Source organism: Vibrio kyushuensis, assembly GCF_050337325.1.
Classification (GTDB): domain Bacteria; phylum Pseudomonadota; class Gammaproteobacteria; order Enterobacterales; family Vibrionaceae; genus Vibrio; species Vibrio kyushuensis.
This window is the reverse complement of sequence record NZ_JAKJSV010000007.1, coordinates 201892-215771: the sequence shown is the minus strand read 5'-3', so window position 1 is coordinate 215771 and position 13880 is coordinate 201892. Positions and strand designations below refer to the sequence as shown.

The 13880-nt window shown below is 41.1% G+C and carries 12 protein-coding genes; 7 read left to right on the top strand and 5 right to left on the bottom strand.

All coding sequences use genetic code 11. The features are described 5' to 3' along the window. The first annotated feature begins 130 nt into the window (after positions 1-130). On the top strand, positions 131-1105 hold the full coding sequence (gene epmA / locus L4D20_RS16730; protein WP_428802727.1) for an elongation factor P--(R)-beta-lysine ligase: 975 nt from the start codon (positions 131-133) through the stop codon (positions 1103-1105). 75 nt (positions 1106-1180) lie between these two features. Here epmA and L4D20_RS16725 read toward each other — a convergent pair whose 3' ends face one another. From L4D20_RS16725 to L4D20_RS16705, 5 genes are all read right to left on the bottom strand, one after another. Then, a complete protein-coding gene (locus L4D20_RS16725; protein ID WP_428802726.1) occupies positions 1181-1897 on the bottom strand; it encodes a S1 family peptidase in 717 nt (238 codons plus the stop codon). A gap of 259 nt (positions 1898-2156) precedes the next feature. Further along, entirely contained in the window at positions 2157-4343 is a 2187-nt protein-coding gene (locus L4D20_RS16720; protein WP_428802725.1) for a YjbH domain-containing protein, read from the bottom strand. Then, positions 4340-5116, bottom strand: a complete 777-nt coding sequence (locus L4D20_RS16715) for a capsule biosynthesis GfcC family protein (protein WP_428802724.1) — start codon at positions 5114-5116, stop codon at positions 4340-4342. The genes L4D20_RS16720 and L4D20_RS16715 overlap by 4 nt, the downstream gene beginning before the upstream one ends. After that, the gene (locus tag L4D20_RS16710) at positions 5113-5802 is read right to left on the bottom strand and encodes a YjbF family lipoprotein (RefSeq protein WP_428802723.1); all 690 of its coding nucleotides are present in this window, start codon (positions 5800-5802) and stop codon (positions 5113-5115) included. Before L4D20_RS16710 ends, L4D20_RS16715 begins: the two co-directional genes overlap by 4 nt. A 70-nt stretch (positions 5803-5872) precedes the next feature. Next, the gene (locus L4D20_RS16705) at positions 5873-6109 is read right to left on the bottom strand and encodes a hypothetical protein (RefSeq protein WP_428802722.1); all 237 of its coding nucleotides are present in this window, start codon (positions 6107-6109) and stop codon (positions 5873-5875) included. A gap of 750 nt (positions 6110-6859) precedes the next feature. On the opposite strand from L4D20_RS16705, the gene L4D20_RS16700 reads away from it, so the two are divergent. The 6 genes from L4D20_RS16700 (at position 6860) to wecC (ending at position 13851) form a co-directional block, all read left to right on the top strand. After that, positions 6860-7297 carry a hypothetical protein gene (locus L4D20_RS16700; RefSeq protein WP_428802721.1) on the top strand — a complete coding sequence of 146 codons (438 nt, stop codon included), beginning with the start codon at positions 6860-6862 and terminating at the stop codon, positions 7295-7297. A 1-nt stretch (position 7298) separates the two neighbouring features. Beyond that, a complete protein-coding gene (locus L4D20_RS16695) occupies positions 7299-9032 on the top strand; it encodes a polysaccharide biosynthesis/export family protein (RefSeq protein WP_428802720.1) in 1734 nt (577 codons plus the stop codon). Positions 9033-9063: 31 nt separating this feature from the next. Then, positions 9064-9849, top strand: coding sequence for an ABC transporter permease (locus L4D20_RS16690; protein ID WP_428802719.1), 786 nt, complete (start codon positions 9064-9066; stop codon positions 9847-9849). Between the two features lie 15 nt (positions 9850-9864). Then, entirely contained in the window at positions 9865-11295 is a 1431-nt protein-coding gene (locus tag L4D20_RS16685) for a KpsE/RkpR family capsule polysaccharide export protein (protein ID WP_428802718.1), read from the top strand. Positions 11296-11412: 117 nt separating this feature from the next. Continuing rightward, on the top strand, positions 11413-12576 hold the full coding sequence (gene wecB, locus L4D20_RS16680; protein WP_428802717.1) for a non-hydrolyzing UDP-N-acetylglucosamine 2-epimerase: 1164 nt from the start codon (positions 11413-11415) through the stop codon (positions 12574-12576). Positions 12577-12615: 39 nt separating this feature from the next. Next, complete coding sequence (wecC, locus tag L4D20_RS16675) at positions 12616-13851, top strand: UDP-N-acetyl-D-mannosamine dehydrogenase (RefSeq protein WP_428802716.1); 1236 nt, start codon at positions 12616-12618, stop codon at positions 13849-13851. Positions 13852-13880 lie beyond the last annotated feature (29 nt).

Below are 13880 nucleotides of genomic sequence, written 5' to 3'. Positions count from 1 at the left end.
ATATTGATGGAATAAAAGGAGCGAAAGGATAAATTTCATTTTAGAACTCAGCGTTTATCGTTAGAATACTCAATGTGTGGCTACCTTCGTATAATCATCATCGTTAATACAAACAGAGAAAATTAAAACCATGACAGAACAAACTTGGCAACCGACTGCTTCTATTGAACAGTTAAAGCAGCGTGCAGCTATATTAGCTAAGATACGTCAGTTCTTTGCCAAGCGAGATGTGATGGAAGTGGATACACCAGCAATGAGCCATGCAACGGTGACCGATGTTCACTTGCATACCTTTCAGACCAACTTTATTGGCCCAGAATACGCACAAGGTTGTTCGCTCTATTTTATGACAAGCCCTGAATTTCATATGAAGCGTTTGTTAGCGGCGGGCAGTGGTTGTATTTATCAAATCTGTAAGTCATTTCGTAACGAAGAGAACGGTCGTTACCATAACCCTGAATTCACCATGCTTGAGTGGTATCGAGTTGGTTATGAGCATCATCAGCTGATGGATGAGATGGATGAGCTTCTTCAGCTAATCTTAGGTTGCCATCAAGCTAAGAGAATGAGCTATCAACAAGCTTTCATTGATGTTCTTGGTATGTGCCCACTTGAAGACTCAATGGATAAATTGAAAGAGGCAGCGTCCAAGCTTGGTTTAAGTGATATCGCTGAGAATGAGAAAGATAGGGATACACTGTTACAGCTTCTATTCTGTATTGGTATTGAACCTAAAATAGGTCAAGACGCCCCCGTCATGGTTTATGACTTTCCCGCTTCACAAGCGGCACTAGCGAAGATTAATAAAAAGGATGCTCGAGTCGCCGATCGATTTGAGGTCTACTTCAAGGGCATTGAACTTGCCAATGGTTTCCACGAACTGGATAACGCCAAAGAGCAACTCGCACGCTTTGAGCAAGATAATCAGAAACGCCTTGAGATGGGCCTAGCTAAGCAGCCCATTGATCTAAATTTAGTCTCTGCTCTAGAAGCGGGTCTTCCTAGCTGTGCAGGCGTTGCGTTAGGTATTGATCGCTTGGTTATGTTAGCCCTTGATTGTCAGCATATAGATGAAGTGACGGCCTTTGCGTTTCCTAGGGCTTAGGGTAGGAAAAAGAGAGGATGAAAAATAGGAGGGTAAAAGCTAGAGAGAGGTTGCCAACGCTAGCTTTTACTTTGATCAATGCTGATTGTAGTCAGGCAGAGTAACTGTGGATGTATCTTTTGTTGACTGCTGAGCAATCGATAAGTTACTTCTATAGTAATTCGCCATATTCTCTTCTATCCAAGGTTGTAAGTAGTGAGTTGGAATGAAAATACTGAGTCGTTCAATGTCTAATGGCTCTCCGTTTAAAAGCCTTGTGTCTCTTTTATCTGCAATGCCAGTAAGAATTCCAACCAGTTCGTCTTTTTCATTGTAGGCACCGCCACCACTCATGCCACCTTGTATAGCCGCATCCGTAATACTCGAAGGGCATTCTGCGTAGTTCTTGTCATTCACAAAGTTGAGATCAAGGTGATAAATACCACTACTGGTAATGACATCGCCCGTAGCATTCATACCGAATGCCTTTACTAGCTCACCAGGATACACAGACCCTAATGGAGAAAGGTTATCAAGAGTATTATCAGACTGGATGAGTGCAATATCGCAATGTGGATGATAAGCAATGACTTTGTTGTAGCTAAGCAGGGCAACGTGAGCAGCTGTTAGGCTTAGCTCATTGGTGATGGGTACACTGGTTCCATACCCTTGAAAGAGTATCGGAACACCGAGAAACTCGTAATTAATATCGGGGTGTTTCATTGCAGATTGAGTGACTCCGTTGCTGTGAACGCAGCCAGATAAAGCGATTGAGGCTAAAATAATGATAAATATCGTTCGAATAGTATGCATCTTCTCTCCTCCATGGCTCGTTGGCCTCGGATGGTTGATTTATATAGAGAAGTAATGCGCACTCTTCTTTTATTGACGTTCCATATCTAATGAAACCATAGTTGAATAACGACGAATTGACGATAGCGATGTAACAAAAGTGTGACTATTTATGAATTTATCATTAGAGGTGTGATATTGAGCCAAGAATCAATAAGGTGAAACTCAGGAGTGATGTTATCACTCCTGAAGCAAGGTCACATGTGACTTTGTGTGGTTTTTATTTGGCTGGGCGAGTATTCCATGGAGAGCGAATATCGGTTGTATCGTAAAGGTGATACTTACGATTTAACATTTGACCGCCGTCTCGTTGTAGTGGCAACCAAGAAATTCCGACGCGTTCTCGACTTGGTTTCACAGTCAGTAAGTCTAATGGGATCGAGACATAAAACCCTTTAGTGTAACTACCTTCACCGTACTCTTCTGCTGAGAGATTGGTTTTAGTAAGAAAAGCACCTGCGGTTACACCACTATCAAATTGTTTTGAGTAATCTAGGGTGACACCTATATCTTCAGTTAAGTAACGACCAGCACTGACTTTAAGTAGAGTATTATCAATCAACGACCAAAATTTAGGTTGCCAATACAGAGTTGTATGACCAGTCATGGTTCCTGTTTGTACACGGTAATACCCATCTGTCGAATCAAATTGTTGTTCTTCAGTAAATAGTCCGAAGGTTGAATCAGGATCACGCTGTACAACGTAGTTAACGTCGGCACCAATTGCCCAGTTTTTGCCAAATGGGCGATACACGACTTCTGTACCCACACCAGCAAACATAGCCTCTAAATAACCACCATAAGCTTGGGTATAAAAGCTCTCTTGGTAGCGATCGAAATGAGTGAGTTGCAGGTTATCAATCCGCAAGAATTCATCATAATATTGACGAGAAAGTGTGCGGACACGTTTTAAGTCAGTACCATCGGGTGGAACCGCATAATTAAATTTATCATAGTTATCTATTAGGTTTGCATAGACACTACCTGAAGCGCGCCAGTTTTTACCAAAATCGTAGCTAGCATCAGCGCTAATGCCCACGGCATAGAGATAGAAATTTTCTGCCCCGCCAATAGACTGTTGAAGAACCGGCGAGAAGCCGTAGTAGAATGGGTCTTCTAGATCGGCTTTAACATTTTTACCTTGATTGGTGGAGCTTTTGCTATAGCTGGCATCTTCAAAACTCGCATCAGGGTAGTCGTTGTCTGCAACGCGCTTAAAAGCGTTCGCGTTGACAACGGTTTCTTGCATTGGCTGGTGGTGAGCGGTATCAATAATATGGTAGCTCTTTGCATCAATACCGCTATTCGCAATAGAAAGCGCAGCGCGATGGTGGGCTTCGTTCGCATCGCGATATTTTACGGGTTCACCTTCAATAATAATTTCACTATCATCTTTAGAGATACGTAATTCTCTGTAACCGGCGACTTGCGCGACTTCTTCGGTAAGTGCGATCCATTCTTGTTCACTCAGCTCATCACGGCTTTCCACTTGTTTATAGGTAGGTTTAGGCTCATCTACCCAGTTGGATTTTAGGCTCGATAAGTTGGTAGCCATCGTCAAGCCTGCTGTAAAGGTATTCCCTCGTTCATAGCTTAAGCGCAGGTCCGCCCAATCAGTTAACCCGTAAACAACACCAAAGTTCCAAGGGGTGGCTACTGTAATGTCGGTTTTTCCATTAGTAACAGGATAGTCACTACTATAATCGTTACCGTCGTACTCGACTTTTAATCGCAATGGCTCATAAGGTGTTTGGTATTCAACTCCACCAAATAAAGATACACAGCCTGCAAACATTCTGTGTAGATCAACGCTACCTCCACTTCCTTTAAAAGTAGTATCACGGCCACAGTCGACAGATAAAGACTTATCTCCAGCGAGGTTAGCGCTATTGCCTAGGTAGCCCCAGCCAACACCTAAAGTTACGTCTAAAGGACCGACTTGTTTACTTGCCGCGACAAACTCACCGTCAAAAAGACCGGTACCACCAAAGTCGCGTACACCAACGGATAGCTCTGGTAACCAATAGCTCTCTTTGATTAGACGAACCTTAGCATCCATTGATTTATCTGTGTATTTTGTATCACCACTAAAACCAGGATCAGAACTATAAAGCATGTCATGAACTTGGGTGTAGCGAATGGTTGCTTCTAACCAAGGAAAGAGTTGTAGGGTAGCGGTATAATGAAGGTATTCGTCATTGTTGGTTGAAGCTGCGCTAAACTCACCTTCTTGCATCATACGGGCAGTAGGCATTTGAATTAATCCAACACCACCAAAATCAGTGTAGGAGTGTTTTAGTTTTGGGGGACTAAATTCGTCGGCAATAGTAGGTGAGGTAAGTGCGTAACTTAGAACCCCAAGTGGTGTTAACCAACGGAGTGATGTCGTATTCATGGGATTCTTCATAATGGGTGTTTGTGCGTCAATAGCTCTAGAATTAACTGATTAGTGTCTTTATTTGTGTTGGTTTTGCTACTTACTGTATTTAGCGGCATCGGAACATAAATGATGGCTCCCGGCGCAATATTGTGAAATTGATGATTCCAGTAAGCAATAGGGTATTCTAACGTGATCCCATCAGGTTGAATTACCCATACAGTGCTCACACCAACAGCTTCGAGTTGAGCTACTTCTAGATAGTCAACGGCACTTTTTCGTGGGTACCAAGTCAATGTTTTAGGTTGCTTTACATGACCTATTACTTGTACCGTCTTTTTACTTTCTATATCTGTGAGGAATATTTGATAGTTCCCCGGAAGTCGAGGGTTTTGAGCAGCAACTAAACGGGTTGTATCTGGGTCGAGAGTTGTAAATATTCGAGATGAAAATTGCCATTGCTGGATTTGCTGTTCTAATGCTTGCCAGTGTGGTTTTTCTTCCCCCTCAGCGGTCAATAGCTGTTCTTTTATTGATTTTAGAGTCTCATCTTTTAAATTGAATGGAGAGTTTTTGTCAAATAATCGAGACTCTAACCAGTTAATATCCATTAAACTGAATTGGTAGTGGTTAGTAGCTGCCATTACAGCTCCGTCTAACCTTGGTGCTTGATCAAACGTTAAAGTAATAGACTCACGCTGGCTATGCTGAACTTCAACTATTGACTCAGAAGCTATCGCATAGCCAGTTAAGCTTATTAATATCGTTAAGTTGATGATCCATGAAGCGAATAGTGTCTTCATTGTGTTATTTCCTGCTGGTAAGGCTTGGCAATAGTAAGTTTGAATGTAGCGCTATTTGGGATCACCGTTTGTTCACTAGAAATGACTTCCCCTGAGCTGGGATCAAGCCAGTAATGGTTGTTTGACTTGTGTTTGATCACAGGTATAGAGACGATCTCTTTTACATGCAGCAATATTCGTTTTTCAAATGGCAGCTGTTTCTCTACTTCACCAATGACTTCAAATCGAGACTGTGCTTCATACTCAATGTGGTAACCCGGTTGCCAACTAATTGTGTATGACCAGTGATGTGGTGTTGTCGGCAGGTGCAGCCCCCGAGCTAAAGGATCGGTTTTATCAGCTTTTATCGATATTAAATTTGTGTTTGGGAAGTTAGCTGTTTTTGTAACTCGACCTGCTTGGGTCACAATCATCTCATTGTTTGCTGATAACCATTTTAGTGCTTGAGGTTCCTGTATTACTCCTGACTCTACCCAAGCTAAAACGACGAGAGCTTGAGGGTTATTACCAAACTCGATGATTTGGCTAGCATAAGGAATATCATTTACTTGGTTTTGAGTTAACGTCGCGGGTTCATGACCAAAGAGAGCGAGTGAAAAGGAGTCAGACAAGTCTTGGGAACTTTGTGTGCACCCAAACAGTATAAGGAAAGGAGCTAGAAGAAGCAGTCGAATTGCAGTTTTCATGCTAGAGAACGTCTTTTAAATAAGATGAATGAAAAAACAACCGCCGAAGCGGTTGTTTTAAAGGCTCTGATTAGCGAGATACAGTGACTGACGTCGTTGTACCTGAACCAGAGTTACTTGCTGCAACAACAACACCAGCTACAAGTGCGCCAGTTACTGCAACAGCTGTTGGTGCGACAGTACCAACAGCAGCAGTAGCTGCATTTGCACTACCAGCAGCAGTGCCAGTCGTTGTTGTAGTTTCAGCAGCCATTGCTGCACCGCTGAAAACGACAGAAGTTAAAAGCGCGATAGCTGTTTTCTTCATTGGATATCTCCGTTATGTCATTTATTCAATATTCAAATTTCAATGAATATACCCATCTATATAAAAATAGGCGCGACTACAATATAGATAAAGGTAAATAAAGTAAATTGTAATAATTAAATATAGACTATATTTATCTCTTTAATTGTAGTGGGATTGGTTAGAATATTAAAACACGAGCGACATTTACATTTAGTAACAATATTACACCACTTAACATGTTTGCTATAAGATATTGGAATAATCGATATTCCAAAAGTGAGTTATGACTTATTACTGACTAAGGTTAAACTTTACCATCCAAGAGTTGATATTGAATCAGTGTCTCAAATTCGCAATACAGTGTCGTTTAATGCTTATTTACTATTGACCTTTCTTTCGTTTATTGGCCTGAAGTGGCTGTGTTATCAATGTAGACTTATTTTGGTTAATTTCTAGTCTCCCATCGGTTGCTATACGCCTGTATCAAGGACTTTATTACTTTTATATATATCGAAATCATGATGTATTCGATGTGCGATATATATATGTTGTTATTTTGTTAATTAATGTTGGTTGTCAGTGTTACTGATAAAGTGGTTATTATAATTGTTTTGACGGAAAAATTAACTTTATGGATAATCGCCGGGTTTTAACGGCAGACTGCTTATGGATCGAGCTGTTATTAATATATAAATAGCTTTGATTTATACGTAGTGTGGTTTCGTTTACCAATGGGCGGTAGCATGTTTAATATGTTTTGTGGTTGCAATGTCATCTAATTTTAATATAAATGCAAAAAAGAAGGCTCAGGGCTCTTTTATTACTCTCCTGTCTATTTTTATTGTTGGTTGCTCTTCTGCACCGCGGGAAATAACAGCCAAAATACCATTATTGGAAAATCAAGACGTCATGATGAACTTCTCGTTAGTCGACGAACAGTACTGGTCGATTTTTGAGAATGATGTAATTACTCAAATACAGTATCAAACTAAGATGGCTCAACTCGATACGAGTTATACGTCAGCTCTTGGATTACACTGCCGCACATTAACGTATCAGTCTCCATTAAAGGACAGTTCGGTGATCAACCGAGTAGTTTGTCGAGAGGGTACACAAACAGAAAATGCTTCGCCTTGGTATATGACCAATGCTCTTGTTGAAGATCACACCCTGCTACATAACTCTCAGTTAAGTGGGGTGCAATAATATGATGCTCAATCGTTTAGCTAGAGCAGCGCTTTCAATCATGACTTGTATTTCATTCGCAGCGAGTGCCATGGATGCTACCCAGTATCTTCAAGCACAAAATGCGATGCAGATGAGTTCTTCAGAAGTGCCGACAAGTGCTGCTACGACGCAAAGCAGTGACATGGGTACCTACAGCGCTACCAACCGTGAAAACCTTGTTTTACCGGGTGAAACTGATGTTCGAAAGCTGCTTCCTTCATCAGGTGAAGATCTTCCGCCACCTTACGGTGCGAACTTATTTGCTGGTGGCTATGAAACAGAACGTGTCGATGGTCTAAATGATAACTACCTTATTGCTGCGGGTGACAAGATTAATCTGTGGATTTGGGGGGCGGTTACTTATTCCAACGTTGCAACCGTAGACAACCAAGGCAACATCTTTATTCCTGAAATTGGCCCAATCTCAGTACTAAATGTGCCAGCGAGTCAAGTTAATCAAGTAGTAACTTCTCGCATCAAGCAGGTGTATACCAACAACGTTAGTGTGTACGTGAATTTGCTTACATCTACCCCTGTTAGTATTTATCTATCCGGCCCAGTGATTCGCCCTGGTCAATATGCAGGTATGGCATCAGATAGCGTACTGTATTTTCTTAAGCGTGCAGGTGGTATTGACCCTGAACGTGGTAGCTACCGTGAGATAGAAGTCGTTCGTCAAGGTGATGTCATCGCCAATATCGATCTCTACGATTTTATTCGTAAGGGTAAAATGGTCAATGTACCGTTTAAAGATGGCGATGTGATCTTGGTTAAGCCTCAGAAATCAGCGGTAACGGTTGCTGGCGGTGTACGTAACCCATTTCGTTTTGAACTTGAAGAAAAAAAGACAACCGGTGAGCAGCTTTCATATTACTCTCGCCCATTAGCGAAGATAAGCCACGTAGGTGTTATTGGTAACCGTCCTGAAGGGCCTTTTTCACTCTACATGACAGCTGATGAGTTCAACCAGTTTGAACTCAGTGATGGCGACAAAGTGATCTACAACGATGATCTGCATGCGCAAGTGATTGATGTACAGATCTCTGGTAGCTATTTAGGCCCTTCGTATTTCACAGTGAAAAACAACACGCGCCTTCATGATGTACTTAACTACATTCCAGTAGAGCCTGATCTTTCTAACTTTGGTTCTATTTACGTGTTGCGTAAAAGTGTGGCAGAAAAACAAAAAGAGATGATCAATGACTCGCTTGAGCGTTTGGAGCGAAGTGTATTTACCGCGCCAGTAGGCTCAAGTGGTGAAGCTGCTATTCGAGCTAAAGAAGCTGAACTCGTTTTAGCCTTTACTGAGCGAGCAAGAAGAATAGAGCCACTAGGTAAAGTGATTGTGTCTGAAAAAGGCAATGTCGCCAATATTCTTCTTGAAGCGGGTGACCAAATTATCATTCCTCGTAAAACCGATTTGATTCAAGTCGGTGGTGAAGTGTTAATGCCTCAGGCGGTGGTCTATAACCCTAAAGCCTCTATTGATGATTATATCGCTTGGGCTGGCGGCTTTAGTGAACGAGCAGAAGATGAACGTATTGCCGTGGTTCGTGCTAACGGAATGGTTGTATTTGATAGTAAAGCAACGATTCAACCTGGTGATCAAGTGTTGGTTATGCCAAAAGTCGACGTGAAGACGATGCAAGCGGTGAAAGATATTACTCAGATTATCTATCAAATCGCTGTCGCAGCGAACGTTGTTCTTAACTAATCACCTTACAAAAAATTAAGCCGAATAAATTATGGCAAAAGTAATTCAGCGCTCGAACCTGCAAGTTTGGGGAGATGTCATATTCGCCATCTTCCTAAGAGAGATAAAGAGCAAATTTAATGACAAGTTTGGTATTGCTTGGTCAGTGATATCACCTCTTGCTTTTATCTTCATGTTAGCTTTTATTCGTGGGTTAATGGATGGCGGTGAGACTCATGGAGTCCCAACCTTCTTCTTTATGGTTTACGGGTTATTGCTTGTTCAGTTGTTTCTTGGCGTAGTAGGTTCAGTCTCAAGTGCAATTAAAAAGAACAAACCGCTGTACGCTTTTAGGCAGGTTCAGCCAATTAGTTCCGTAATTGCTATTTCAGCCTTTGAAATTCTATCAAAATTGTTTGTTCTGCTCATTATTGGAGTGATCAGCTACTACCTAAATTATGAGGTTATGGTGTATGACCCACTAAAGCTCATTCTTAACTTTTTCCAAGTAGGCCTACTAGCTACATGTATTGGTTTGCTGTTTGCATTATCAAGTTGCTTCGTTCCTGAAATTGATAAATTACGAACGTTAGTTATGCGACCGATATTTTTCATCTCAGGGATATTTTTCAGTTTACAAGATATTCCCAGGGAGTTTTGGCCATATCTTACTTGGAATCCTTTATTGCATGCTGTTGAACTAACTCGGTTTGCTGCTTACCCGCATTATGGTGATGCCGGTGTAAGTAGCTTTTATTTGAGCCTGTGCACTTTAATTGCCTTGTTTTTTTCGTTGGCGTGTTACCAAATTAGTTGGAAACAAGCGATTAGTCGCTAGTTCTTTATCTTTATTATGATTGAACAAAAATATACAGATTTTAAGAAATCTCTTTCTAAAGAAGAACTCAATAATATTGATTTTCTTGTTGCAAAAGCAGAGCAAGTTGAAGCGGCAGATCCTGAGCTTTCAACGCAGATACTCAAGCAAGTAAAAGCATTAAGAGATGCTAGCTCAAAGAATCAATTACGAACTATAGATAAGAAGTCTAATGCTCTTCCTACACCAATAAGTTCAAAAAACGTAATCATGAGAGCGGCCGAAAAAACGCCAAAGTTGATTCGTTTTTTTATTCGCTCCCCTAGGTTATTTGCTAAGCGATCAGTTGAGGTCATCAGTCAGCAAGCGACAATAGCTTTATTAGTGAAATCTCCGTTTGTCGCGTTAGTCGTTCTTCCAAGTTTATTATTTACTGCCTACCAAGTTTTTTGGGCTAGTGAGCGATACCAGAGCCAGGCCCAAGTCATTGTTCAGCAGCCTGATGGCATGGCAACAATGGATGCTTCAATGGCCTTATTAACAGGCCTTGGAGTTAGCAATACTGGTGTGTCAGATACAGAACTAGTTAAAGCATATATCTATTCAAATGACATGCTTCAATACTTGGACACGAAACTCGATTTACGTGGGCACTATAGCCAAGGATCAATAGATTTTTTTAGTGGTATGGCTGAAGACGAGAGCAAAGAAAAATTCTTAGAGTTTTATCAAAAGCACCTTGAGGTTTACATCGACAATAAATCTCAGGTTGTACATATCTATAGTCAGGCTTTTGAATCAGAAGTCGCGCATTTATTAACTCAAACGATTGTTGATCGTGCTGAATGGTTCATAAACTCGATTGGTCATCAATTAGCAGAAGCTCAGTTAGAATTCATTAAAAACGAACATCAAATTGTAGAAGACAAACTCGAATCAGCGCAAAAGAAACTGCTGCAATTTCAACAACGATACAATCTATTAGACCCTATGGCTGAGGGGTTAGCAATGCAGCAAATTACTTATACCCTCGAAGGCCAAATCACAGCAAAAGAAGCTGAGTTAAAAGGGCTCAACAACATTATGAGTCCAATTGCGCCTCAAGTTGTTCGTGTGAAAAATGAATTAAGTGCTTTAAAAACTCAGCTTAAACGAGAGAGAAGTAAGCTTTCAGAAGAGAACGGTATTGATATTCCCGTTAGTGAAATTTTAGCTAATTTCACGGACCTAAAAATCAAAATGGAGCTGGCTCTACAAGCGTACACTTCGTCTCAAGTGTCACTTGAAAAATCAAGAATCGAAGCTTACCGACAACTGAAGTATCTAGTTGTTGTCGAAAGCGCAACGATGCCGGAAGAAAATCAATATCCCAAAGTATTTTATAACGTGAGCCTTTTTATACTCCTCTCTGCAATCACGTTTGCCATTGGACGGATCATTTACTTAGTCATTAGAGAGCTTAAGTAAATTTGAATTAGTACTTTATAAGAATATACAAATTTAATGTTTTATCGCCTTGGCTTAAGCAAGGTGGTAAGTCTTTGTTATACCCATAAAATGAGTAACAATCGTTCAGGAGGCAATATGCAAAAGGTTCTAGTTGTTTTTGGTACACGTCCGGAAGCCATTAAAATGGCTCCAATTGTTGAAGAGTTTCAAAAATCTAATGAAGTAGATGTTCGCGTGTGTGTAACTGGTCAACACCGTGAAATGCTTGACCAAGTACTCGATCTTTTTGATATTAAACCTGAATATGATTTAAACATCATGAAGAAAGGGCAGGACTTAACGGATGTAACTACTGCTATTCTAGATGGTCTTAAACCAGTATTTGAAGATTTCAAACCAGATCGAATTATGGTTCACGGAGATACAGCCACTTCTTTTGCAGCGACACTTTCGGCTTATTATCACCAAGTTGCAGTCGGTCATGTTGAAGCTGGTTTACGTACTGGTGATATTTATTCACCCTGGCCAGAAGAAGGCATGCGACGTTTAACGGGCAGTATTGCTGATCAGCACTACACACCAACAACAGGTTCGTTAAAAAATCTGATTCTTGAGAATATTGCCCCTGAAACCATTTTTATTACGGGCAATTCAGTTATTGATGCTTTAATTGAAGTTTCAGATCGCATTGATAGTAGCATGGTTTTACAAGCGAAATTTAAAGCGAAATTTGATTTTATTGATGAAAATAAAAAGCTGATTTTGGTTACAGGCCACCGCCGTGAAAACCATGGTGACGGATTTGAACGTATTTGTAAGGCACTTAGTAAGCTTGCCCAACGTGATGACGTGCAGATTGTTTACCCTGTGCATTTAAACCCGAATGTTCAAGAGCCAGTTAAACGCCACTTAAGTGATTTAGATAATGTTCACCTGATCGATCCGCAAGACTATCTACCATTTGTTTACTTAATGAAGCGATGCTATCTAATTTTAACAGATTCAGGTGGTATTCAAGAGGAAGCCCCATCACTTGCCAAACCAGTACTTTGCATGCGCGATACAACAGAACGCCCAGCAGCAGTAAAAGCGGGAACAGTCAAACTGGTAGGTACTTGTGATGAATCTATCTACAGTGAAGTAGTGAATCTATTAGATAACAACATCGCTTACTCAATGATGAGCCATGCTAACAACCCATACGGTGATGGGCATACTTCAAAGCGTATTCTGCAAGCTGTACTTGGGAACGATATTTCAATGTCGCTCTTTATCGATCAGTCGTTGCACGTAGCCTAATTAATTATATTTTCCTATTAAAAAATCTCAGAGATTATCATGAAATTTGAAACTATTTCAGTTATTGGCTTAGGCTATATTGGCCTGCCTACTGCAGCGGTTATTGCGAGTAACAACATTCGTGTTGTTGGTGTAGATGTAAATCAAAATGCTGTAGACACCATCAACCAAGGTAAAATCCACATAGTAGAGCCGGGCCTTGAAGAGTTAGTTAACACGGCGGTTAAAGAAGGTTATCTATCTGCTCACACTGCGCCTCAGAAAGCTGACGCGTTTCTTATGGCGGTTCCAACGCCATTTAAAGGTGAAGATTACGAGCCTGACTTAAAATATATTGAAGCAGCTTCAAAATCGTTGGCCCCTCAACTGGAAAAAGGCAACTTAGTTGTTCTAGAGTCTACTTCTCCAGTCGGCGCAACGGAAAAAATGGCAGCATGGTTACAAGAAGCTCGCCCTGACTTAAGTTTTCCTCAAACCGTTGCTGAAGGCGAAATTGCGGATGTTCTAGTTGCTCATTGCCCTGAACGTGTACTGCCGGGCCATGTAATTCGCGAGCTAGTTGAAAATGACCGTGTCATTGGTGGTATGGATCAAGCGAGTACTGACGCTGCAACAGCGGTATACAATCTGTTTGTTCATAAAGGGAACTGTATTGCTACGACAGCTCGTACTGCAGAAATGGCGAAGCTAACAGAAAATGCCAGCCGTGATGTGCAAATTGCGTTTGCCAATGAACTTTCGATGATTTGTGATAAACAAGGCATCGATGTATGGGAACTGATTGAACTTGCGAACCTTCACCCACGTGTCAATATTCTTCAGCCTGGCGCTGGCGTAGGCGGTCACTGTATCGCAGTCGACCCTTGGTTCATTGTGAACCAGAACCCAGAAGAAGCTAAGCTAATCCACCAAGCGCGTAAAACAAACGATGGCAAGCCACTTTGGGTTATCGACAAAATAGAAGCAGCGGTATCACACATTGAAAAACCGACGATCGCTTGTTTAGGCTTAGCCTTTAAACCTGATATTGATGATTTGCGTGAAAGTCCTGCACTTGATATCACCAAAATGCTAGCCAAGAAGGGTTATAACATTCTGGCTGTTGAGCCAAATATTGAAACATTACCAAAAGAGTTTAGCGCTTTGGAAAATGTTCAATTAGTTGACTTAGAAACGGCTAAAGCGAATGCAGATATAGTGGCTGTTTTGGTTAAGCATAAAGAGTTTGTTGGGGGAAGCTACCCCCTAGGAACTATAGATGCAGTGAACGCATAATACCTGAGAGTATAGGCAAGACATTTAAA

Coding starts and splice junctions, on each gene's coding strand:
- epmA (WP_428802727.1), top strand. CDS start 131: ATGACAGAACAAACTTGGCAACCGACTGCTTCTATTGAACAGTTAAAG.
- L4D20_RS16725 (WP_428802726.1), bottom strand. CDS start 1,897: ATGCATACTATTCGAACGATATTTATCATTATTTTAGCCTCAATCGCT.
- L4D20_RS16720 (WP_428802725.1), bottom strand. CDS start 4,343: ATGAAGAATCCCATGAATACGACATCACTCCGTTGGTTAACACCACTT.
- L4D20_RS16715 (WP_428802724.1), bottom strand. CDS start 5,116: ATGAAGACACTATTCGCTTCATGGATCATCAACTTAACGATATTAATA.
- L4D20_RS16710 (WP_428802723.1), bottom strand. CDS start 5,802: ATGAAAACTGCAATTCGACTGCTTCTTCTAGCTCCTTTCCTTATACTG.
- L4D20_RS16705 (WP_428802722.1), bottom strand. CDS start 6,109: ATGAAGAAAACAGCTATCGCGCTTTTAACTTCTGTCGTTTTCAGCGGT.
- L4D20_RS16700 (WP_428802721.1), top strand. CDS start 6,860: ATGTCATCTAATTTTAATATAAATGCAAAAAAGAAGGCTCAGGGCTCT.
- L4D20_RS16695 (WP_428802720.1), top strand. CDS start 7,299: ATGATGCTCAATCGTTTAGCTAGAGCAGCGCTTTCAATCATGACTTGT.
- L4D20_RS16690 (WP_428802719.1), top strand. CDS start 9,064: ATGGCAAAAGTAATTCAGCGCTCGAACCTGCAAGTTTGGGGAGATGTC.
- L4D20_RS16685 (WP_428802718.1), top strand. CDS start 9,865: ATGATTGAACAAAAATATACAGATTTTAAGAAATCTCTTTCTAAAGAA.
- wecB (WP_428802717.1), top strand. CDS start 11,413: ATGCAAAAGGTTCTAGTTGTTTTTGGTACACGTCCGGAAGCCATTAAA.
- wecC (WP_428802716.1), top strand. CDS start 12,616: ATGAAATTTGAAACTATTTCAGTTATTGGCTTAGGCTATATTGGCCTG.